Source organism: Pseudomonas sp. CH235 (genome assembly GCF_004368175.1).
Lineage (GTDB): Bacteria > Pseudomonadota > Gammaproteobacteria > Pseudomonadales > Pseudomonadaceae > Aquipseudomonas > Aquipseudomonas paraglycinae.
Genome location: NZ_RRZJ01000007.1, coordinates 80,546 through 103,434 on the forward strand (window position 1 = coordinate 80,546; position 22,889 = coordinate 103,434).

Sequence of the window (22,889 nt, forward strand, 5' to 3'; positions counted from 1 at the left end):
CGGCCTGCCGTCAACGTCGGGGCAGGTCTCCCGAAACTTCAAGGAGATGAGGTTCATGTCTAAATACGCAGTGGCAAATCAATGGGGCGGTAGTTCGGCACCCTGGCATCCGGGTGGGACCTGGGTGCTGGGCGCGCGGGACAACCAGAACGTCGTCGCGATCGAGATCAAGTCCGGCGACGGCGGCAAAAGCTTCACCGGCACCATGACCTACGCCGGCGAAGGCCCTATTGGCTTCAAGGCTCAGCGCACTGGCCAGAACCAGTACAACGTTGAAAACCAGTGGGGTGGCAACGATGCCCCGTGGCACCCAGGTGGCAAGTGGGTGATCGGCGGGCGGGATAACCAGAATGTTATCGCGTTGAGTGTCACATCCAGTGACGGAGGGAAAAACCTCAGCGGCACCAATACCTACGCCAACGAAGGGCCGATCGGCTTCCGTGGGCAGATAGAGTAACGGCGCCACTCAGGTCGTGTCCGCCCCTTCGCAGACGTGCGAAAGGGCGGATCAACCGGTTCAGGCGTTCGACAGTGCCAAGGCCTGGCCCATCTGTACCGGCGAGCCGGCTCTCAGTTCTTCAACCCATTTCACCTGATCTGGCCCGAACAGCACGATCGCGGTCGAACCCAGCTTGAAGCGCCCCAGTTCCGCACCTTTTTCCAGATGAATCGGCGCACGGGCGGCTTCGTCGTAACGGAAGGTTTTCAGCTCGCGCTTCGGCGGCGTGACCAAACCGGCCCATACGGTTTCGATCGATGCCACGATCATCGCGCCCACCAGCACCACGGCCATCGGCCCGCGCTCGGTGTCGAAGATGCACGCCACGCGCTCGTTGCGGGCGAACAGTTCAGGAACGTTTTCCGCGGTGGTCTGGTTGACCGAGAAGATCCGGCCCGGAATGTAGACCATTTCGCGCAGGGTGCCGGCCAGCGGCATGTGCACGCGGTGGTAGTCCTTCGGCGACAGGTAAACAGTCGCGAATTCACCGCCCATGAACGGCGCCGCATTGGCCGCGTCGCCGCCCAGCAGTTCCAGCACGCTGAAGCTGTGGCCCTTGGCCTGGAAGATACGACCGTGTTCGATCGGACCGAGCTGGCTGATCGCACCGTCGGCCGGGCTGAGGATTGCGCCCGGGGTCTGGTCCAGTGGACGTGCGCCGTCTTTCAGCGCGCGGGTGAAGAAGGCGTTGAAGTGCTCGTAAGCGGTCACGTCTTCAACCAGCGCCTGCGACATGTCCACTTGATAACGCTTGGCGAACCAGGTGGTGAAGGCATTCTTGAACCAGCGCACGCGGCACTCGGCGACGCAGCCGGCCAGGCGCGACAGCAAGTGATGAGGCAGCAGGTACTGGCTGATGATAAACAAACGCTCTTTCATGACTGTCCTTAAAAATCCTTAAAGCTCGACGGGGGTGTCGGGGTGGTTGCCCCATTCGCCCCAGGAACCGGCGTAGCCCTTGACCCGCGGATAACCGAGAGCCTTGGCCACCAGATAAGTGAAACCGGACCGGTGATGGGTCTGGCAGTGGGTAATGATCTCTTTGTCCTTGGTGATCCCGAGGTTTTCGAGGATCTGCGGCATGTCGGTACGGATGCGCAGTTGGCGCGCCTGATCCATGCCTGCCGTCCATTCGAAATTGACCGCGCCGGGGATGTGCCCGCCCTTGGCCGCCAGGACCTTTTCGCCGGAATACTCCAGCGGGCCTCGAGCGTCCCAGATCGCCAGGTCAGCGGCGCCGAGACGGCTCTGCAGGTATTCGCGGGTGGCGGTGGGTTCCTCGTGCAGGGTCAGGGCAACCGGGCCGCCCGCCGCTGGAGGAATCTGGATCGACATCGGCGAGCCTTCCGCCAGCCACGCCGGCAGACCGCCGTCGAGGTAGTGGTATTTGTCATGGCCGATCACGTCGAGCAGCCAGATGAAGCGCCCGGCCCAGCCGCCGCCTTCGTCGTCATAGACCACGTAGACCGCGTCTTTGCGATGGCCCAGCTCACCGAACAGTTCTTCGAGTTTTTCCTTGCTCGGCAACAGGCCCGGAGCCGGCGCCTGACCCAGCTGGGTGCGTTTCGGATCAACAAAACGTGCGCCGGGAATGTGTCCCTCGGCGTAGCGGGCGGCACTGGTCAGATCCACCAGAATCAGATCGCGGGATTCGAGGCGCGGCAGCAGGTCGCTCGGCTCGATCACCAGGGCCAGGCCAGAGAAATCAGACATGTGAGGTCTCCAGAGCACAAAGGGGAAGGATTGTAGCTGTCATTGGCCGCGCTGGCTAAAACTGTGCAGGGCTTTCTCGATGCACTGCGCGGTTTTGCCGAAGGCTTGCACGGTGATGTCGGCGAACGGCCCGCCACCCTGGTCGGCGACCACGATCATGATCACCCGGCCGTTGTTCACCAGTGAACGCAGGAACAGGTGCTCGCCCCGGAACAGCGTGCGCAGCGAGGGCGGCAGCAGGGCGGAAAACTGGGCATTGTTGTCCGGGGTGATCCGCACTTGCGCCTGCTGCGCGAGCAAGCGTTGCAGCACCGAACTCTGGCTGACAACGAAATTGAGCGCAGCGGCTTCCTTCGGCAACCCCGAGGTTTGATGGACGCGCAGATTGGCGTGGCTGCGGTCGGCCATCAGGATCATCACCCGGCGCATGCCGCTGGCGACCAGCGCGTCACGGGCGGCGACAGTCAGGCTCATGGCATTGGTGAAGCGGCTTGGCACGGCCAGCAGCTCGGCGCATTGCCGGCGCCACTGGGTCAGATCTTCAGCGGATGGCGCCGCAGCCGGCAGCATTCCGGCAGGCAGACGACGGGTGCCCCACGGCCAGAGCAGCGAAACCGCCGGGTGCCACAGATCCGGCATGGAATGATGGCGAGCGCTGACGGCGGCCTGTTGGTGCAACTGTTGTTGCACCTCGTCCATCGAGATTTGCAGATAGAGGCTGGTCAGGAATTGCCAGCGCTCGCTGTGCGGACTGTCCCAGGCCTGTTGCGCCGAGAGTGCCAGACCGTTGGCCAGCAACACGGTGTTGGCCGGCTGATTGAGCCAGCGACGCAGGGTCGGATCGTCGTCGAGGCGGTTTTGCTGGCGCAACGGATGATCCACATCGCGGGCAATGCGCAGGACCTTGACCAGTTCGCGCTGCTCGGTCAGCAGCAGCCGATAACCTTGTTGCACCCAGATCGGCAGACGCCAGGCTTCCACCAGCGCTTCGCCGATTTTCAGCAGGCGCACGCCGAACAGCTGCTTTTCCACGACGCGCGCTGATTCGCCCTTGTGGATAACCCGCACTTCCCACTCTTCAAGCAATTGGGGAAAGGTCAGTGCCAACGGCCACAGCGGCGACAGAAACAGCAGGCTGCCCCAATGGATGTCCTGCCACAAACGTGCGAGGCGGCTGGCGAAAAAGCCGTTGGCCTGTTGCGTGGCGTGCTGGCTGATCATCTGCAACTGGCGCAGGGCCTGGGGGATCTGTGCGGAAGGTTCGGCGGGCAGGCGCGCGAGCAGTTCTTCGGTGCGGCCAAGGCCGAGGCGATTGATCGCCACTTCGAGGTTTTCCGCCGGCGCAGTCATGTTGCCGTGGGTGTGGCGGTTGGCTTCGCGGATGATGCTCAGAGCCAGTGCCGGGCTGTCCTGCATCAGGTCGGCGATGTCGCGCAGCGAGCTGCGGTCATCGCGAATCGCCCGGCAGACCCGGTCATGGGCATCTTGCGGCACCGGCAGGCGAACGCTGTCGAGCAGCTTCACCCAGCCATCGAGTGTGGTCGGTTTTACGTGTGGGACGTTCGTTTCATTAGCCATGTCTGGACGAGATCTTCACTGACTGTAGACGCGCCCGGCATGGGCTAAATTGGCTTTTCGCCTGAACTGGCTATAGTCTGGCGCAGTTTTGCCGATAAGTAGAAGAAGAGATTTTTTAACTTCCGAATATGACCTTGAACCCGACTTAAACAAGTACCTTTCTACCTATGGCTAAAATTATCGGCATCATCGTCGTATTCGCGAGCGTGCTCGGCGGATACGTGCTCTCCCACGGCAAGATTGCCGCCCTGATCCAGCCTTTCGAGGTAATGATCATCGGTGGTGCTGCACTCGGTGCATTCCTGCAGGCCAACCCCGGCTACATGACGATGCACGTGCTCAAGAAATCCCTGAGCATGTTCAGTTCGCGTTTCAGTCACACGTTCTATCTGGAAGTGCTGGGCCTGATCTACGAGATCCTCAACAAGAGCCGCCGCGAAGGCATGATGGCCATCGAAGGCGACATCGAAGACGCCGCCGCGAGCCCGATCTTCGCCAAGTACCCGGCGGTGCTGAAAGACGAACGCATGACCGCGTTCATCTGCGATTACCTGCGCATCATGTCCTCCGGCAACATGGCTCCCCACGAGCTGGAAGGCCTGTTCGACATGGAACTGTACAGCCTGAAAGAAGACCTCGAGCATCCGTCCCACGCGGTGAACGGCATTGCCGACGCCATGCCAGGTTTCGGTATCGTCGCGGCGGTACTGGGTATCGTGGTGACCATGGCCTCGCTGGGTGAGGGCGATCAGAAGTCCATCGGTCTGCACGTGGGTGCGGCACTCGTGGGTACCTTCTTCGGTATTCTCGCGGCGTACGGTTTCTTCGGCCCGCTGGCGCACTCCCTGGCGCACGATGCCAAGGAAGAGCTGAACGTCTACGAAGCCATCAAGGCCTCGCTGGTGGCTTCGGCTTCCGGCATGCCGCCGTCGCTGGCTGTCGAGTTCGGTCGCAAGGTTCTGTACCCGGCTCACCGTCCAAGCTTTGCCGAGCTGGAACAAGCCGTTCGCGGTCGCTAAGTCATGGAAAATAACCAGCCGATAATCATCAAGCGCGTCAAGCGCATCGCCGGCGGGCATCACGGCGGGGCGTGGAAGATCGCCTTCGCCGACTTCGCGACGGCGATGATGGCGTTCTTCCTGGTGTTGTGGCTGCTGTCCACCGCGACCCCGGAACAGAAGATCGCCATCGCCGGTTACTTCAAGGATCCGGTCGGTTTCTCCGAGAGCGGCACGCCGTACATCATCGATCTGGGCGGTACGCCGACCCTGGCGCCGGAAAACACTCTCAACCCTGAAGTGAAGTCGCAGCCGCAACCGGACAAGGTCACGGTCGACACCGAACAGGTTGAAGGCATGGCCGAGCAGGTCGAGAAGGAACGCCTGGAACTGTTGCTGCAGGAACTGCAGAACAAGGTCGACGAGAACCCGCAACTGCAGAAGTTCAAGGACCAGATCCTGTTCGAGATCACGCCGAACGGCTTGCGCATCCAGATCATGGACGCCGAGAACCGACCGATGTTCGACTCCGGTTCTGCACGCCTGAAGCCGTACTTCGAAGACATCCTGCTGGCCATGGCCGACACCATCAAGGCGGTGCCGAACAAGATCAGCATCAGTGGTCACACCGATGCCAAGCCTTACGTGGGCAACGGCGATTTCGGCAACTGGGAGCTTTCGGCCAACCGTGCCAACGCCGCCCGGCGTGCATTGGTGGCGGGCAGTTATCCGGATGCTCAAGTGGCGCGGGTTGTTGGTTACGCCTCGTCGGCACTGTTCGACAAGGAGAACCCGTTCAACCCGGTCAACCGCCGCATCGACATCGTGGTGCTGACCAAAAAGGCCCAGGCGGCCATCGAAGGTTCGCAAGGTGCCGACCCGTCGCAACCGGCAGATCAAGGCCAGAACGGCGCCGCGCCGGCCACCCCGGTCGACCCGAACGCCTTGCCGGCGGATCAGCAGCCGGTACCGGCCCACGAGTTGCGCGAACGGCTGAACCTGTTCGACGACCCGCTGCCGAAACCGACCGAGCCGGGCGCAGCGGCACCAGCCCCGGCGCCTGCTGCACCGGCTCCCGCGCCGAAGCAGTGACCCACAAAAAAGCCGACAGCGATGTCGGCTTTTTTGTGTCCGGTGGGAAGGCTGGTCACAGACGTATTCCCTGCGGCGCTCGGGCTGACTAAAACCCGCGTCGAATACGGTTTTTCAGCGCGTCATGAAACACTTCGGCGTTTTGTCGGTTGGCGGTTCGCGCTGACTGATTTGCCGTGACCGAATCCAGGGTCATGGAGCGCTTGACGCTTCCTTCGGTGCGGTAAGCATCGATGAAGAAGTCCAGATCCCGATCGGTGCTCAGCTTTGGCCATTTGTCCAGGTAGTGCGGAAGCTCCGCCGGCCCGGTTCTGAACGAGCAGATTCGTCGGTGGCTGATGGTCGCCTCGCCGATTTCGAACGGCACCCACCACGACAGTGCGGTCTTTTCCGACACCACGGCCAGCAGGTGGCTGCACTCGGTGATGTTACGGGTGATGACACCCGTGATGTCGTCGGTGGTCTGGGATTCAGGATCCAGCACATCAAGGTAGGTCTTGATATTGGCCTGAACCAGGCGGCTGTTGATGGCAATCGCCTGAGCGCGATCGCCGTGGCGGTAGCTGATGAATACGGGCATCAGAAATGTCCTTTGAGCGCGAGCTCTCGGTAATAGGCGCCGAGTGCGGTGAGGCGGCAGCCAGTGGAATTGAGGGCGGCGTAATACATGTGCTCGGCGTCGACCGGTTCGATCAGGCTGTGACGGTTGCACATCTGCAACTGTTTGAAGACATCGCCGTGATCGGGATCGAATGCCGCTTCGGTGGGTTCGTAGCTGGGATCGAGCCGGAAGACGAAGCTCGGCTCGGGGAACCAGTCCTTGAGCTTGCGCAGTGTTTCTTCGGCAATCAGCGGCGCGACTTCGCGCAGCGGTACAAATTGCGACACGTTGGTCTTGAACACCGGCCGCTGTTCCCATGCCCCCAGCGCATTGTCGACAAACGAATACACACTGCCCGGCGTGACCTTGCCCAATACATTGGCTGCGCCGCCGTGCAGGGCTTGCAACAGCAGATCGGTGAACACCCCGTGGCCACGGCTTTCCAGCGCCGATTGTTCTTTCTTGCAGGCCGTCAGGATGGTCATGCCTTCGCCGATCACGCTGCTGCCACCGCGCAGACTGCGCATGGCACCTGCTGCGCCGGCCTGGCAGCAATCCAGGATGATGATCTTGTTCTTGATGTGCGGTGCCTGATCGGCCCACGTCAGAATGTCGCTGATGCGAATGCCTTCGCCGCCGTGCCGGAAGTCCTGTGGAATCAGCAGTCCTTCGTCGATGCTGGTGTCGAACTGGCCATGGCCTGCGAAGTACAACAGCGCCACATCGCAGTCGCCGGAAAACAGCTCCCGGATCTGTTGCTTCATCGTGTCGAGTGTCAGGTTCTCCTCGGCTGAAGTCAGTACCTTGCTGCTGAAGTTCGGCCGCCCGTTGGCGTGGCGCTCCAGTACCGAGGCCATTGCCATCGCATCGTTGTTACAGCCGCTCAGTGGCGCGACGTGAGTGTAGTGGTTGATGCCGATAAACAGTCCCTTGCGCATGGTTACACCGCCGTGTGCAGGCGGATGGCCTTGATGATGCTCTGGGTGTTCCACGCACACTCGGCATGTGCGGCATTGCGTACAACGGTGGAAATCCGTTCGGCACCGAACGGTTTGATCGCGATGATCACCTTGCCCATGCGTCTGGCGATCTCGATTTCCTTGTTGATCCACTTGCTGTAGGTCGAATACATGCCGGCCATGATCAACACCGCCGAGCACGGCCGGATCTTGTTTTCGATCGCCTCTTCAAGCTGCTTGTCGGTGCGTGCACCCATGATCGGATTGTGCGGTGGCACGGAAAAGTTCTTGAAGCAGAAGTCGGGTTGAGCGCCGAGCAGGCGCACCAGATTGTCGTGGGCGTGGGGGTGGTTCCACGAGTGACTGATGAACAAATGATAGGTCTGCATGGGGTTCCTCGGAGATCGCATAGGTGCGAAGGAAGAACCCAATTTAGGCCTATGGAAGGGCGCTACAAGGTCTGGGCGGGAAAAGAGAAATGTCCTGCAAACTGAAGTAATCAGGCTTACAGAAAGGGCTTGTGTTTAAGGTGAGGGTGGGAACGCCGCCAGGTTCCGACAACCGGCAGCCCTTGGGGAAGGGCCGCCGACAGGGCTGTTTAGTAGCCGTTTTCCGGCAAACTGGCGATGATCGAGCGGTAGCTGTTCATCCGCTGCTGCTGCACGCGGCCGTCTTCCAGGGCCTTGAGCAGTGCGCATCCCGGTTCGCGATCGTGCTTGCAGTCGCGGAAGCGGCAGGTGCCGAGCAGGTCGTTGAACTCGATGAAACCGGCTTCGACGTCGGCGCGGCTGACGTGGCCGAGGCCGAATTCACGGATGCCCGGGGAGTCGATCAGTTCGCCGCCGCCAGGGAAGTGGAACAGGCGCGCGGTGGTCGTGGTGTGCGTGCCCTGGCCGGACAACTCGGACAGCGGGCCGACACGGGTTTCGACTTCCGGCAGCAGGCTGTTGACCAGGGACGACTTGCCGACACCGGACTGGCCGACGAACACGCTGATGCGCCCGTCGAGCTGCTTCTGCAATTGCTCCATGCCGTTGCCGTGGTGCGCCGAGACTTCCAGCACCGGATAACCCAGCGTGCGATAGACCGCCAACAGGGCATTCAGCGCCGGGGCGTTCTGTTCGTCGATCAGGTCGAATTTGTTCAGCAGCAGCAACGGGCGGATGCCAGCGTGCTCGGCGGCGACCAGATAACGGTCGATCAGGTTCGCATGGGGCTCGGGCAGCGGGGCGAACACGATGACGATCATGTCGACGTTGGCGGCCACCGGTTTGAGCTGGCCACGGCTGTCCGGGCGGCACAGTTCGGTGGTGCGCGGCAGTTGCGCCACGATCACGCCGATGCCCTGGTTGCCGGCGCGCCAGACTACCCGGTCGCCGGTGACCAGTGCCGGCAGGTTGGCCCGCAGGTGGCAGCGGAAGACCTGGCCGGCCAGCTCACCGTCAACGGCCTCGACCTCGACCTGCACCCCGAAGTGGGCGATCACCAGGCCGTGCTGTTCCGGGCCCAGGTCGCCGCCTTCGAGCGCCTCGACAGCCGAGGACTCGCGTTTGGCGGCGCGGGCGGCGCGCTCGCCCTGAATCTTTTCGATGCGCCAGTTTTGACGACGATTGAGTTGGCGTTTGGCCATGGGTGTTCCGTCTGAAGAATGCAGCGATTAGGTAAAACGGCCGCGAGTTTAGCACGCCCGGCAGGCTGCCTAGGCTAAACTGCGCAGCATTGCTCAGGAGCCGAAATATGCAAAACCCGCAGAATCTGATCTGGATCGACCTGGAAATGACCGGTCTCGATCCGGAAAACGACGTGATCATCGAAATGGCCACCATCGTCACCGACAGTGACCTGAACACCTTGGCCGAAGGCCCGGTGATCGCCATCCACCACAGCGACGAAGTCCTCGCCCGCATGGATGAGTGGAACACCCGCACTCACGGCAACTCCGGCCTGACCCAGCGCGTGCGTGAAAGCCGCGTGAGCATGGCCGAGGCTGAAGCCGAAACCATCGCCTTCCTCGAAAAGTGGGTGCCGAAGGGCAAGTCGCCGATCTGTGGCAACAGCATCTGCCAGGATCGTCGCTTCCTTTATACCCACATGAAGTCGCTGGAAAGCTACTTCCACTACCGCAACCTCGACGTCTCCACACTCAAGGAACTGGCCGCGCGCTGGGCGCCGGAGGTGCGCGACAGCTTCAAGAAAGGCAGCACCCACCTGGCGCTGGATGACATCCGCGAGTCCATCGCCGAGCTGCAGCACTACCGCAAGCATTTCATCAAGTTCTGAGATCGGCACCCACGCCGGGGCGCCCTCTTTTGGTGCCTCGGTGAAGTGAGTAGACTGCGCGCCTTCCTGCCAGGATCGCCACCATGTTGCTGATGCTCTATCTCGTCGCCATTACTGCCGAAGCCATGACCGGCGCCCTGTCTGCGGGCCGTCGCGGCATGGACTGGTTCGGCGTGGTGCTGATCGCCTGCGTCACGGCATTGGGTGGTGGTTCGGTGCGCGACGTGCTGCTCGGGCATTACCCGCTGACCTGGGTCAAACACCCGGAATATCTGATACTGACCACAGTCGCGGCGATGATCACCGTGTTCACGGCTCGCTGGATGCGCCATCTGCGCTCGCTGTTTCTCGTGCTCGACGCGGTCGGTCTGGTGGCGTTCACCCTGATCGGCTGCATGACCGCCCTGGAAATGGGCCACGGCATGCTGGTGGCCTCGGTCAGCGGTGTGATCACAGGCGTGTTCGGCGGCATCCTGCGCGATATCTTCTGCAACGACATCCCGCTGATCTTCCGCCGTGAGCTGTACGCCAGCGTCTCGTTCGCTGCGGCCTGGTGCTACATGCTGTGTCTGTTCCTGAACGTGCCGGGCGAGCAGGCGATTCTGATCACGCTGTTTGGTGGCTTCCTGTTGCGCCTGCTGGCGATTCGTTTTCATTGGGAAATGCCGAAGTTCGTTTATAACGACGAACATTGAGACCTTGCGCAAATGAATTCGTAGCTGTTCTACCAGCGAATGATTTTTTCGCTATCTGTGTTGCCGAGTGCGCTGCTTTACGTTCTTCGTGGTTTTTTTCTTTCGAACTTACATTTCATGATGAATGTATCTCGGAGGTAATGTGGCCGGGTTTTTCAAATTGCTGATTCTGCTTTCATTTTAGCTACAGGTTCTTACATTTAAATTTTTGCCGGTTTGTGGTTGCATGTTATTCATGTCTCACTTCGCGTTTGCTTTGCGAGGTATGGAATGACGTCAAACACAAGGAGTAAAAATATGAGTGAGCTTAACGAAGTATCAGGAAACCAGTTGATCCATCCTGAAAGGCTGGACAATATCGACTTGAAGGTGAAGTTCGACTCTTCGTCATTAACGCGAAGTAAAGTGCTGTACGGCAACGGCCGTATGCAAGTAAAGGTTCAGGTGCTGGTATCGGGTTATGATGGAAACGGGGATCGCATTCTGGTTCCAGCAGAAGTCATGAATACGGTTGAACTTATTCACTACAACACCGGGAGAACCTTGCGCGATGGCTGGAGTGCCAGTACCGAACAAGGTCGATTTACGCTGGAAGCGCCGGTGATACAGGATGCAGCACAACCCTCTGACGATGAGCCGGATGATGGTATCCACCCGCAAGTGCGCACATTCTGGGTATCGTCCTCGGGTAGCGGCACGACGCAAATCGCGGCAAGTGTTTCTTTGAACGGGGCAACTATCCGAAGCAATGGAACCGGTCTTTCCGGTTTTCAGGACAGCAGTGTCACTCTGGACGCTCAGGTGCCGGTTACCTACTCGGTAGAACAGTTTCGCTGGACTTCGAACAGACGAGGCAATGAGGAGCCGGGAAACCGGATCTGGAACTACTATCTCGGACTTGTTTATCAGGGACAGCAGATCAAACTGGTGGACTGGGTTTCTTCGAAAGGTACGGATGATGTCAAGTTTGCCTATGGCAACTGGATATATGCGTCGAAAACCAACTATTTGAAGGGGATTCTGGTAAGGCCGAATAAAACTGATGTCACTGTTGCGCTACCTGTTAATGACAATACCTTTGTAAATTATATATTTCGAGATCACGCTCTGGACTCTTCGGCAAAGATCAAAGAGTATGTCGTCAGAGTCAATGATCGTCACGGCGAGTTGACCGTCGTGCAAGCACTTTCCGAGTTCGCATATACGGCGGCCGAATCCAGTGCGGATGGCGTGTTTCCCTTTGTCGCAATCGACCAGTATGGCACGGAGCACAAGTTGGCCATTCGGACCAACTCTGAAAAGCGTGAGTTCTTTCTGGAACGGGGATGAGTCTGCGGCGAGGTGCATTCACTACTTGAGTTCTTTTCGTCGAAAAGGATCCGACCTTGCCAATTAAATATACAGCGGTGCCGACACCTTTATAGATTGGAGGTGCGCGTGGCAGCGCGCGCTTGGTTTTCTGATATCGCCCGATTTGTTGCTACGGTTAATTTAGCCGTTTTCTCGCAGTTTTAAATGATTGCGGGAAAACGGTTTTTTATTGTGCGTAATTAAATGTCCGTTTGTTGAAGAGGGTATTGAGCAGTTCAGAGTCGGAAGTGAGTTTATCGTTGTTTCATTGTGTGTGATTACATGTTGTCACTGGTTGTCTGTTTTATTTGTTTTTGGAGCGTGTATCAATGAGTTGGCGTGAATGCTATTCAAGCTTCGCGATAACTTTTTTGTTTAAGGGGTTTGATATGTCTGAAGAAGGTTTGATTATCCAGCGTATTGAAGTGAAGTTCGATTCTTCGGCGGCCATTCGCCATAATGCACTTTATGCCAACGGTCGCATGCAGATTCGGGTGTTGGTGCTGATTTCTGGTGAAGATGCGCAAGGCAACGCTGTTTCGCTCCATGGCCACTCTGCTCTGGAGACACTTCGGTTGATTGACTATAACTCCGCCGCACCGCTGACAGGTGACTGGACAGCGAGCTCCCGGGAGAATCATTTTGCCCACGACATTAAGGGGGGGCACGCACGGGTCTCGCCATTGGTGCCTGCCGCCGGCAATCGATTGTCCGACCCTTCGGAGGTCGTCCAGGTTTTTGAGTACTGGGTTTCCAGCAGTCGCTCGGGGTCGATGCAGATTGCTGCCGAGGTCATCCTGGATGGCAAAAGGTATCGAAGCAACGGCCAGGACGGCCGCGACAGCAGTATCACCTTGGAGGCCATCTCACCCAGGCAATATCCGATCGCCAATTTCATGCTGGCCAGGACAAGGGTGCTGGATCGGCCAGGTCTGTTTGAAAGGATGGAGCAGCACAGTCTGACCTTAAACGCAGAAGGTCGTCTGATTCATTTGCTCGAATGGTCCAGCGGGACGGTACAGCAGGAAACCGAATATGCAAGCGAGTTTTTCTATTCCGGCGATGCAACAAAAGTGTCGGCCGGTTTGAGAAGTTATATCGGTTACATCGGTCCTGCTTTCAGCGATCAGGTGACCGCGCGCACGCCGAGTGGCTTTCGGACGTTGCGTCAGGATCCCGGTACGATCTCGATAATCAGCCATATAACAGCAGAACTCCAAAGTAAGGTGATACGCCGGGAGTTTCTGGATCTAAATGTCTACGACGAGTATGGCACCGAACATCGGATACGTATAAACCCGGATATTGCAAATCGGTCATTCACATTAAGTTGAAATGCATTTTTCAATTTGACGCTCTCTTGGCGTTGCTCTGCAATCTTCTTGCGCAAACAGTTTGTCGCAAATAAATGACAGGATGTTAGTTATGAGTAACCACTCTCCGGAGTCCGTGCATTCGAATGCATTCAATTTTGGTGATTTTGTAGCCGGCGGGGTCGATCCCAGAACCGGCGTTTATACCTGTTCGTTATCCCTTGGGTCTATTCAGTCCGTCGACCTCAACGGCCCTTCATTCAATCTTGCGCTGAATTTCAATCCGTTGAATTCGCGCAATGCCGGTTATGGCGCTGGCTGGTCCTTGTCGATCACCCATTATGACTTGCGCAGTAAGGTTATGACGTTCTCCAGCGGCGAGCGCTACAAAGCTGTCGAGTCGCGGGGAGCCTTGCATTTCAAGGAAATGAAGCTGGAAAGCGCCAAGGTTCTGAAAACTGCTGATGGACGATACGAGATCCGATACAAGGATGGTCGACGTGAAGTGCTCAGGGTCCATGGGGCGACCAACATCGCGGTTCCCGAGACGATATTCGCAGCCAATGGCGTGAGTATTTCCCTGAAGTACAGGACGTTCAATGAGCAGCCGATGCTGATCGAGATCAGCGACTTCCAAAGAACGTTGCTCAAGATCGCCCGCAAAGACACAAGGGTGATTCTGACCCGGCATCCGGAGACGCCCTCCAGCGCTGAGTTTGCTCTGACGCTCAGAAACGATCAGGTCAACGCCATCGATTTGCCGGAAGGTGGGGGCTGGAAGCTGCAGTACGCAGACGGTTATCTGACCCGAGTTGAATCGCCCCTGGGTGCCGTGGAAAACATTCGCTACAAGGAAGTCGGCCATCTATTTCCGACCGTCGAGGGTGATCAAAGCCTGCCTTGCGTCATTGCCCACGATATTTACGCCAGATACGGGCAACCGAAGGTCAGCAAGATCTACACCTATTCGGACCATAATTACCTTGGGCACGGCGTTGCAGCGGATCCCCAGGACGATGGCGATCCTCTTTTCCGCGCCGTGGGGGGCTATCAGTACTCCAGCGAAGAGCGGCTGATTGTCGGGAACAAAGTCCACACCCGTATCAAGCGAACCTACAACAAGTTCCATTTGTTGATCTCCGAGGTGACCACTTGCGGTAATGCGCAAACAACAGTTGCAACGCGGTACTACTGTGACGTGAGACTGCCTTTCACCCAGCAGCCCGCGCAGTTCCGGATGCCTGAAGTCCAGACCCTGACTTACGAGGACCTGACGACAAAAGAGAAGCGTTCCGAGGCCTCTGTCACTGAATACGATGCCATCGGCAACCTGCTCAAACAGGTCGGGGCGGACGGGGTGACAACGCGGTTTGAATACTATCCGGCGACCCAGACACCGGATTGTCCAGCGGATCCGCTGGAGTTTGTCCGCTTCCTGAAGCAAAAAACCGTGGCTCCCGCGACGGGTGGCGGTGCGTCCATCGTCACGCGTTATCGCTATGCCTTGCTCTCCGTGCTCAAGGGCGGGACGCTGGCCAGTGTGGTGCCTGTCGAGGAAAAATCTTTCGAGTGGGTCGCAGATCGCGAAGTTCTTCGTTCGACCCTTGCGCTGACTTATCTGGAAACACCGGACAACCCTCTTACACACGGCCTCCTGGAGCAGCAGAAGGTCACTCGCAACGGCACGACGACTTGTATCAAGCATGCCTACACGACCGACGATTTCTCCTTGCGGCTGAAGACAACCTTGCAGGGGTTCGACGGTACAGCGAGTTCGACCGAGCAAACGCTTTCCACCCTGAGTGGTTTGACGCTGTCCGAGCGCGATGCTGACGACAGTGTGGTTACATTCGAATACGACAAGCTTGGACGTCGTGTACGCAAGACGCTTGTCTCTGGCACGACGAATGTTGCTTCGTATCAATGGCGTCACGAAACGGCCAAGGTAGACGTGCCGGCCACGGTGGTTCTGACCGATCCGTCGGGAGGCATGCAAAAAGTTACCTATGACGCGTTGGGGAGGGTCATAGGCGTTGAAGAAAAGGATTGCGACAACCCGGATCCGGCAGGCTCATTTCCGATGCGAGCGGTCTATGCCGCGCTCCATGATGGGGTCGGACGACTGACTGAGCAGACCCGCACCGACTGGTGGGACGGTGTTGCACGTCCTGTGAAATCGCAGGTGTTTTACGACAACTGGGGTCAGATCAAGGAGACTCGCCATGCCGACGGGCGAGTCGAGTATAACGAGTTCGACCCGGTGGCTCGCCAGCAGAAGCGCTGGCAGCAAGGCCTGGGTAAAACTGTCACTGTCTTCAATGCCTTCGGCAAGCCGGACAGCCTTGAAGTCTTCGACCTCAAGGCGCAAAGCCTTGGCAAAACCGTCTTTGAGTACGACGGATTGGGTCGAACGATCAGTCAAACCGACCCCGCCGGGAACAGGACCGGTTATGAGTACGATACGTACGATCGACTGTTTCGCAGTGTTTTGCCGGACGGGCATGCGGTGCAGACCGACTTTGCTTTCCACAGCACCGAGGTTTTGCCGGTCGCCATCAGAGTCGCCGGGAAACTGTTGGGGCAGCAAGTCTTCGATGGTTTGAATCGGCTGACCGAGCTTTCGGTGGGCGGGCGCAAGTCAGTTGCAGTTTATCCGGCCGGCAAGACTCAGCCCACATCGCACACGAGTGCGGCAGGGGAAACGACCGAGTTTGTTTATTCATCGGGTCCGGGTGGCGCCTTGACTGAGCGCAAAGCGCTAACAGGAGGCGGAGGGCTTACCCGTTTCACCTACGATGAACGAAACGGCAGAATGGAAAGTTGCGTCGAGCAAGGACGTGAGAATCTGTTCGAGTACTTTCCGTCCGGGCGTCTGAAGTCGGAAACAACCCGCTTTGACGGGCAGCGCCGGACGACCTCCCATACCTACTCGCTGGCGGGGCGCCCTCTGGAACACGTGGACGTATCGGGCACGCGGCACAAAACCGAGTACGACATCTGGGGGCGCGAAACCTTGCACAGGCAAGGCCCGATAGAAACTCGATACTTCTATGGCAAGGCTGGTTTGCTTGAGCGGATCGAAACCCGGGATACCCTGTCCGGGCATCATATCCTCACGCATCTGACCTACGATGATATCGGTCGTGAGCTGACCCGCCGTTTTGAAGTCAACGGGTTACCCTCTCAAACGCTGAGCTCCAGTTACACCGTGACGGGCAAGCTGGCGCAGAAGGTTCTCAAACGCGGCTTCATGGTGTTGCGCGATGAGCGGTTTTCTTACGATGCACGCGGTCGACTCATCCAGTACGACTGTGAAGGGATCCAGCGACCGCGGGACCCTTATGGCAAGGAAATTATCCAGCAAACATTCACGTTCGATGCGCTGGATAACATTCTCTCCTTGCAAACCACGTTCCCTCTGGGTGTCAACGTGACGACGTTCAGTTTCAGCGAACAGGATCCGGCCCAGTTGGTCGGGGTTCAACATTCTCATGCCGACTATCCGGCACCGGTCACCCTGGAATACGACGCCAACGGCCGGATGATCAAGGACGATAAGGGCCGTACTCTGGCCTACGACACGTTTGGCCGCCTGACTCAGGTTATCGATTCACGTGGGGAGGTCCTGCGTGGTTACCGATACGACGGCTTCGATCGGCTGGTCGAGCTGTCGCAATCCGGAAAGTCGGCGGTGCAGCGCTTCTATCACCACAACAAAATGAGCAACGAAGTCAGTGGTCCTGAATCACGCAGTGTCGTGCGACATGGCCGTCTGATATTGGGACAGCAGCAACTGGGAGCGGATGCGGGTATCCGGCTTTTCGGGGCTGACCAGCAGCAGAGCGTGCTGAGTCGCTCGCATGGCGAACAATCGCTCGACAGCGCCTACAGTCCCTACGGGCATCGGCCTGTCGAGGGAGGCCTGTTCAGTCAGGCGGGTTTCAATGGCGAGCAACTGGATGAGGTCACCGGTCTGTATCTGCTGGGCAATGGTTACCGGGCCTACAGCCCGACACTGATGCGCTTCATCAGCCCGGACAGCCTGAGTCCGTTCGATGCAGGCGGCTTGAATGCTTACGCGTATTGCCTTGGCGATCCGGTTAACCGAGTGGATCCTACGGGGCATGTTTCCTGGCAGTCGATTGCCGGGGTTGCGCTAGCAGCACTGGGGATTGCGGTGAGTTTTCTGACGCTGGGAGCGGCCTCGCCACTCGGTGTGCTGGCCATCGGGCTGGGAGTCGCCTCGGGTGTTACCGCTATCGCCAGCGAGCTGGCTCATGAACTGGCCCCGGATTCTTCGGCGGGTGACGTCCTTGGCTACATCAGTCTGGGACTTGGGTTGGCATCCCTTGGCGCCGGCCTGGCGGGTCAGGCTATCAAAGGTGCCAGCAGGTTGGCGGGGGCTTTCAAGTCAGGGTTGAGCACTAATCCTCGCGAGGCCGCCAGAGCCATGGCGAGTGGAATGGGGGGGCGAAGCACTTCGGGAACGAGCGCAGGTCCACGAAAATGGACATACAAGACACAGGGCTTCAGAGGGACGGTAGATGGTCAAAAAACAGGAAGAGGCGCCATTCCCGGCTTCGAAGACCTTGATGACATTTCAAGGGATAAATTCTTCCGTTTCAAGGATGCAATCAAGGACGGAGGAAAGTCTCCAAGCGAAGCTGCAAATGGTCTTGGGGGCAAGACTTATTACAATGAGATGGTCCCTTTCAAGTCTCCCAACCCGCGTCAGCTCCGCGACCCAGGTTACTTCAATGACACGGGTTACACGGAAATCAGGCTTAACCAGGCCACACGTCTGTTTTTCTTTGCGAACCATGACACCCGGACGGTAACCATGCATGCGTTTGGTCATACCGTTCGAGGCGCTTGATGGGCCTGGCGTGCCATGGCCGGGAGGGCAGCGCCCACTCGTGCTTTTGCCGGATACACTCTGAGGAATGATCCGGTCGCGCCTTCGGTGGTTCCAAGAGGAATCGCTGAAGGCGCCTTTTCTCTTTAATTTACTGATCAGGCAATCAACGCGCCTCCAGGCTGCAGCGTGAGCATGCAGGCTCATGCGGTAGACATATGTACGACAGTGCGCAGCAAGCACGGCGGTATGATGGTTTTTCGAGGGCCAGACAATTCAGGTTTGGCTGCCTGACCTGCGCGTTCGATACGGTTCGCGTAGCACTCCGTTATCAGTGCAACCCAATCTCAAGGATGAGAGTTTCATGGCTGACAAATCACCCAGGATCAAACCTGGCTCCAGCAAAATAAATGACTCTGCTGCCGATGGTTCTCATCGTGTGCCCAGAGGGGATTCTCCCCTCTCAGCCCTGCCGCATCGCCCGGATCCGCGACCGTCTCTTTTCCTGCCGGATCCTGTCACGACGGCGCAGATAACCAATCCCAGGCCGAGCGTGGAGCTTTTCGCGATCAATGAAGTAGCGGGAGTTGCCTCGCCCACTTCTTTCGCGGACTACCGGGTGCCCGCCCGAAAAAATCTCGGCGAGGTCGATGCGCAGGGCGTTCGGGAGTTCAAGCAGCGCCAGTATGTGGCTGTTTCCGACGATCATTTCGTACAAGTGGTTCGGGATACCGAAAGCGGCCTTTTTCGCGCGACGGTCGCCAGAGAACTCAAGGCTTCCGGTCCGCTGATGGAGCCGGACGCCGAGGGCAGGTACTGGCACCCTATAGCATCAGGGAACCCGTTGGATCGAGGCGATGCCCCGTCGGGGCTGGCGCGCAATGTAGATGAGCGTCTGGCAGCGTTGTTTCCGACCATGGCCCAGGATGCTCGGACTTCCATGCACCGCGAGCGATTGACGGGTGATCCGCTGCTGGCAGTGGCCCGGCTGGAAGCGGAATACTTCACTCTGTTGAAGGATCTTGGCGCGTGGGCCGGGCAGGTGCCGTCCCGGCACCCGGTCACGGGGTTGCCCCTGACAAGTACCGAGATTGGCGTGCAGAGAACAAGCCGAGAGCGTTTTGCACAGGAACTTCAGGACAATTGGTCCCGGAAGGCAACCAGCGCCAATCCGTATTCGCCATCGACGCTGGATTACGATCTCGATGTACTTGGCAGCCTGCCTCGTTTGTCGGCGGATTTCAGCCATGTTCGCGAGTTGAGTCTGACCAGCACTGCCCCGTTGGAAGACAGCGCCTTTCTCGCGAGTTTTCCGGGTGTGCGGTATCTCACCCTGTCGGGCTTTGCCCTGAAATCGTTTCCCGTTGAGGTTTACCAGATGAGGGAACTGGTGACGCTGACCTTGGACAACTGTGACATACGGCTCACCGAAGCCAGCGTCGAAGGCCTCGCCCACATTGAACAACTGACGCTGCTGGACTTGAGCAACAACCCGCTCGGGCTGTCGCCCGACCTCAGATTCATGAGGCGCCTGGACAGTCTTTATCTCTCGGATACGGGGCTGAACGAGGTGCCTGTCGGGCTATTTGAAAGCGAAAGCCTGGCATTTGCCGATCTGCGCAATAACGAAATTGAACACTTGCCAGACGAACTTTTTGAGGTGCCGGATATTCAACAGGTCAATTTTAACTTTCGAAACAATCCGCTGGATGAGGCCACTCTGCAGCGAGTCAGTGCCTATATCGAGGCCGCTGGCCTGGATAGGAGAGTCCTGATTCAAGTTGATGGAGAAAACCAGATACAACCGCAGATTTTAGACTTCGAAGGTGAGGACAGTGGTGTGGAGAGTTCGTGAGTGAGGGCATCACGTACTTTCATCGAGATGCTGGCGCAACGCCCACTCCACATGTTCTCTAACCAACTCTGACGGATGATCCCGTCGCGCCTTCAATGCTTCCAGCACCGGAATCGTTGAAGGCGCGTTACCCAATCCCACCGCCAGATTGCGCAGCCAACGCTCGTAACCCGCGCGGCGCAACGGCGAACCCTCGGTGCTGCTGAGGAATTTGTCTTCATCCCACAAGAACAGCTCGGCCAGTTCGGCATTGTCCAGATTGTGCCGTGGCTTGAAATCGCTTTCGCCGGACGGGCGGGCGAAGCGGTTCCACGGGCAGCAGATCTGGCAGTCGTCGCAGCCGAACACCCGGTTGCCGATCAGCGGTCGCAGGTCTTCGGGGATGGCGTTCTTCAGCTCGATGGTCAGGTAGGAAATGCAGCGTCGCGCGTCCAGCACATACGGGCCGACGAAGGCGTTGGTCGGGCAGATGTCGAGGCACGCGGTGCAGCGTCCGCAGTGTTCGGTGCTGTGGGGTTCATCCACCGGCAGGGGCAGGTCGACGAACAGCTCGCTGAGAAAGAAGTAACTGCCGGCCTTGCGGTTCAGGACCAGGGTGTTTTTGCCGATCCAGCCCAGCCCGGCCTGTTCGGCGATGGCCTTTTCCAGCACCGGCGCACTGTCGACGAAGGCGCGGAAGCCGAACGGGCCGATCTCGGATTGAATCCTGTCCGCCAGTTGTTGAACGCGTTTACGGATCAACTTGTGATAATCGCGGCCCAAGGCATAACGCGAGATGTAGGCCTTTTCCGGTTTTGCCAGCAATTGCGCCATTTGCGTGTCGCCCGGCAGGTAGTCCATGCGCAGTGAGACTACGCGCAAGGTGCCCGGCACCAGCTCTTCGGGGTGCGAGCGTTTGCTGCCGTGGGCGCCCATGTAATCCATTTCGCCGTGGTAGCCGGCCTCGAGCCAGCGTTGCAGGTGCTGCTCATGCTCGGCCAGATCCAGACCGCTGATGCCGACTTGCTGGAAGCCCAGCTCGCGGCCCCAGTCCTTGATGGATTGGGCGAGGGCAGGCAGATCTGTGGTGATGGCGGACATGAGGCGAGAGAAACCGGAGCTGAGGTGCGTATAATTCTGCCAGACATCGGAGCCCGAAGACGCATGCCGCACACTAAAGATCAATTACCCGACGCGCTGTACCGTGCCGCGCAGGTGCGCGAACTCGACGCACGGCTGATCGCCGCCGGCACGCCGGGCTTCGAATTGATGCAGCGTGCCGCCCATGCCACCTGGCGCGCACTGGTACGCCAATGGCCGGCCGCGAATGAATTGACGGTGCTGGCCGGGCACGGCAACAACGCCGGCGATGGTTATCTGGTGGCGGCGCTGGCCCACCGTGCGGGTTGGCAGGTTCAGGTACTGGCTGTCGGCGACCCGCAACGTTTGAAGGGCGATGCCGCCGTGGCGCACGCCGAAGCCGTGGCCGACAGCGTCTCGATTGCCCCGTGGGATGTGTCCTGCGAGTTGCGCGGCATCGTTGTTGACGCGTTGCTGGGCACCGGCCTGAGCGGCGAAGTGCGTGAGCCTTATGCCGCTGCGATTGCGGCGATCAATGCCAGCGGACTGCCGGTGGTGGCGGTCGATATCCCTTCCGGATTGTGCGCCGATACCGGTCATGCGCTGGGTGATGCGGTGCGCGCTGACCTCACCGTGACTTTCATCGGCCTGAAGCTCGGGCTGTTCACGGGCGCGGCGGCGGATCACGTCGGCGAACTGCTGTTTAACGATCTGCAGGCCTTGGCCGAAAACTTCAGTGACATCCCTGCCGCCGCTCAACGACTCAACGCGGTTAACCTGCCGCGTCTGGCGGCCCGTGCGCCGGCTGCGCACAAGGGGCGTTTCGGCCATGTGCTGCTGATCGGCGGCGATCACGGCTTTGGCGGGGCAATTCTGTTGAGCACCGAAAGTGCTTTGCGCAGTGGCGCCGGTATGGTGTCACTTGCGACCCGTCCGGAACATGTGCCGGCGGCGTTGAGCCGGGTGCCGGAAGCCATGGCGCTGGGCACCTCTTCAGCCAATCAGTTGATGGGGCTACTGGAAAAAGTGTCCGTGCTGGTGGTCGGGCCGGGGCTTGGGCAGGCGAGTTGGGGGCGGGCGCTGTTGTCGGCCGCTGCCAATGCCTCGCTGCCGCAGGTATGGGATGCCGACGCACTGAACCTGCTGGCCTCCGGTTTTGTCAGTCTGCCCAATGATTGCGTGATCACGCCGCATCCGGGTGAGGCGGCGCGGCTGCTGGGGATCAGCACCGCCGAGGTGCAGGCCGATCGTCCAGCGGCGGCGCTGGCATTGAGCAAAAAATATACAGCGGTGGTGGTGCTCAAAGGCGCAGGCAGTCTGATTGCTCATCCCGATGGTCGTCTGGCGCTGTGTCATCAAGGCCATCCGGCCATGGCCACCGCCGGGCTCGGCGATGTATTGGCCGGTCTGATCGGCGCGCTGCTGGCCCAGGACATGAAAGCTTTCGACGCGGCTTGTCTGGCGGTCTGGCTGCACGCCAACGCTGGGGCGCAACAAGGTAAATTCGGCCGTGGGCTGGCGGCCAGTGATCTGATTCCAGCCATTCGTCAGTTGTTGGAGGAGCATGCACCGTGTCTGAAGTAACCCTGTACCTGGCCGATGAACAGGCCATGAGCGACTTTGGCGCACGCATCGCCCGTATCACCCAGGGCCATGGTCTGATCTTTCTCGAAGGCAACCTCGGGATGGGCAAAACCACGCTGTCGCGGGGCATCATTCGCGGCCTGGGGCACGTCGGGGCGGTGAAAAGTCCGACCTTCACGTTGGTCGAGCCCTACGAGATCGGTGACGTCCGGGCGTTTCACTTCGACCTGTATCGCCTGGTCGATCCGGAAGAGCTGGAGTTTCTCGGGATTCGCGACTATTTCGAAGACGACGCCCTGTGCCTGATCGAATGGCCCGATAAAGGTGCAGGCTTTTTGCCAAAGCCTGACCTGACCATTACCATTAGCCCGCAAGACAGCGGACGTTCGCTGACCATTTTATCCCAGGGCTCGCGCGGCGAGGCCTGGTGTGCCGCTTTGGCATTGGAAACCAATTGA

General features: G+C 58.9%; 19 protein-coding genes. 11 read left to right on the top strand and 8 right to left on the bottom strand.

What is annotated here, in order from left to right; all coding sequences use genetic code 11:
- The first annotated feature begins 55 nt into the window (after nt 1–55).
- Complete coding sequence (locus tag EIY71_RS10130) at nt 56–457, top strand: hypothetical protein (RefSeq protein ID WP_011332171.1); 402 nt, start codon at nt 56–58, stop codon at nt 455–457.
- A 60-nt stretch (nt 458–517) separates the two neighbouring features.
- On the opposite strand, the gene asd is transcribed toward EIY71_RS10130, so the two are convergent.
- The 3 genes from asd to EIY71_RS10145 are packed head-to-tail and all read right to left on the bottom strand — an operon-like array spanning nt 518 to nt 3,790.
- Complete coding sequence (asd, locus tag EIY71_RS10135; protein ID WP_134021611.1) at nt 518–1,378, bottom strand: archaetidylserine decarboxylase; 861 nt, start codon at nt 1,376–1,378, stop codon at nt 518–520.
- An 18-nt stretch (nt 1,379–1,396) separates the two neighbouring features.
- A complete protein-coding gene (locus EIY71_RS10140) occupies nt 1,397–2,212 on the bottom strand; it encodes a rhodanese-like domain-containing protein (protein WP_064379082.1) in 816 nt (271 codons plus the stop codon).
- A 39-nt stretch (nt 2,213–2,251) separates the two neighbouring features.
- Nucleotides 2,252–3,790, bottom strand: a complete 1,539-nt coding sequence (locus EIY71_RS10145; RefSeq protein ID WP_085746496.1) for an HDOD domain-containing protein — start codon at nt 3,788–3,790, stop codon at nt 2,252–2,254.
- Nucleotides 3,791–3,957: 167 nt separating this feature from the next.
- On the opposite strand from EIY71_RS10145, the gene motA reads away from it, so the two are divergent.
- Both motA and motB read left to right on the top strand, forming a co-directional pair.
- Entirely contained in the window at nt 3,958–4,809 is an 852-nt protein-coding gene (gene motA, locus EIY71_RS10150) for a flagellar motor stator protein MotA (protein ID WP_007952169.1), read from the top strand.
- A gap of 3 nt (nt 4,810–4,812) precedes the next feature.
- Nucleotides 4,813–5,880, top strand: coding sequence for a flagellar motor protein MotB (gene motB / locus EIY71_RS10155; RefSeq protein WP_085608491.1), 1,068 nt, complete (start codon nt 4,813–4,815; stop codon nt 5,878–5,880).
- 88 nt (nt 5,881–5,968) lie between these two features.
- On the opposite strand, the gene EIY71_RS10160 is transcribed toward motB, so the two are convergent.
- The 4 genes from EIY71_RS10160 to rsgA form a co-directional block, all read right to left on the bottom strand.
- Nucleotides 5,969–6,460, bottom strand: a complete 492-nt coding sequence (locus EIY71_RS10160) for a toll/interleukin-1 receptor domain-containing protein (protein ID WP_134021613.1) — start codon at nt 6,458–6,460, stop codon at nt 5,969–5,971.
- On the bottom strand, nt 6,460–7,419 hold the full coding sequence (locus EIY71_RS10165) for a caspase family protein (protein ID WP_085746498.1): 960 nt from the start codon (nt 7,417–7,419) through the stop codon (nt 6,460–6,462). Before EIY71_RS10165 ends, EIY71_RS10160 begins: the two co-directional genes overlap by 1 nt.
- A 2-nt stretch (nt 7,420–7,421) precedes the next feature.
- On the bottom strand, nt 7,422–7,829 hold the full coding sequence (locus EIY71_RS10170; protein WP_064379087.1) for a TIR domain-containing protein: 408 nt from the start codon (nt 7,827–7,829) through the stop codon (nt 7,422–7,424).
- 209 nt (nt 7,830–8,038) lie between these two features.
- Nucleotides 8,039–9,070 carry a small ribosomal subunit biogenesis GTPase RsgA gene (rsgA, locus tag EIY71_RS10175; protein ID WP_039766628.1) on the bottom strand — a complete coding sequence of 344 codons (1,032 nt, stop codon included), beginning with the start codon at nt 9,068–9,070 and terminating at the stop codon, nt 8,039–8,041.
- 107 nt (nt 9,071–9,177) lie between these two features.
- On the opposite strand from rsgA, the gene orn reads away from it, so the two are divergent.
- The 6 genes from orn to EIY71_RS10205 all read left to right on the top strand — a co-directional run bounded on the left by orn (nt 9,178) and on the right by EIY71_RS10205 (nt 19,788).
- Entirely contained in the window at nt 9,178–9,720 is a 543-nt protein-coding gene (gene orn, locus EIY71_RS10180) for an oligoribonuclease (RefSeq protein WP_102716962.1), read from the top strand.
- Between the two features lie 83 nt (nt 9,721–9,803).
- Nucleotides 9,804–10,415, top strand: coding sequence for a trimeric intracellular cation channel family protein (locus tag EIY71_RS10185; protein WP_102716963.1), 612 nt, complete (start codon nt 9,804–9,806; stop codon nt 10,413–10,415).
- Between the two features lie 297 nt (nt 10,416–10,712).
- Nucleotides 10,713–11,744, top strand: a complete 1,032-nt coding sequence (locus EIY71_RS10190) for a hypothetical protein (protein ID WP_102686785.1) — start codon at nt 10,713–10,715, stop codon at nt 11,742–11,744.
- A 410-nt stretch (nt 11,745–12,154) separates the two neighbouring features.
- Nucleotides 12,155–13,099 (top strand): hypothetical protein, encoded by a 945-nt coding sequence (locus tag EIY71_RS10195; RefSeq protein ID WP_134021615.1) that lies wholly within the window; start codon nt 12,155–12,157, stop codon nt 13,097–13,099.
- A gap of 91 nt (nt 13,100–13,190) precedes the next feature.
- On the top strand, nt 13,191–17,954 hold the full coding sequence (locus EIY71_RS10200; protein ID WP_256661087.1) for an RHS repeat-associated core domain-containing protein: 4,764 nt from the start codon (nt 13,191–13,193) through the stop codon (nt 17,952–17,954).
- Nucleotides 17,955–18,297: 343 nt separating this feature from the next.
- Nucleotides 18,298–19,788: a leucine-rich repeat domain-containing protein gene (locus EIY71_RS10205; protein WP_085746502.1), complete on the top strand. Its 1,491-nt coding sequence runs from the start codon at nt 18,298–18,300 to the stop codon at nt 19,786–19,788.
- Nucleotides 19,789–19,797: 9 nt separating this feature from the next.
- On the opposite strand, the gene queG is transcribed toward EIY71_RS10205, so the two are convergent.
- Nucleotides 19,798–20,868 carry a tRNA epoxyqueuosine(34) reductase QueG gene (queG, locus tag EIY71_RS10210; RefSeq protein ID WP_085746503.1) on the bottom strand — a complete coding sequence of 357 codons (1,071 nt, stop codon included), beginning with the start codon at nt 20,866–20,868 and terminating at the stop codon, nt 19,798–19,800.
- A 63-nt stretch (nt 20,869–20,931) separates the two neighbouring features.
- Here queG and EIY71_RS10215 point away from each other — a divergent pair, with 63 nt between their 5' ends.
- Both EIY71_RS10215 and tsaE read left to right on the top strand, forming a co-directional pair.
- The gene (locus EIY71_RS10215; protein WP_134021617.1) at nt 20,932–22,431 is read left to right on the top strand and encodes an NAD(P)H-hydrate dehydratase; all 1,500 of its coding nucleotides are present in this window, start codon (nt 20,932–20,934) and stop codon (nt 22,429–22,431) included.
- Nucleotides 22,419–22,889 carry a tRNA (adenosine(37)-N6)-threonylcarbamoyltransferase complex ATPase subunit type 1 TsaE gene (tsaE, locus tag EIY71_RS10220; RefSeq protein ID WP_007950729.1) on the top strand — a complete coding sequence of 157 codons (471 nt, stop codon included), beginning with the start codon at nt 22,419–22,421 and terminating at the stop codon, nt 22,887–22,889. Before EIY71_RS10215 ends, tsaE begins: the two co-directional genes overlap by 13 nt.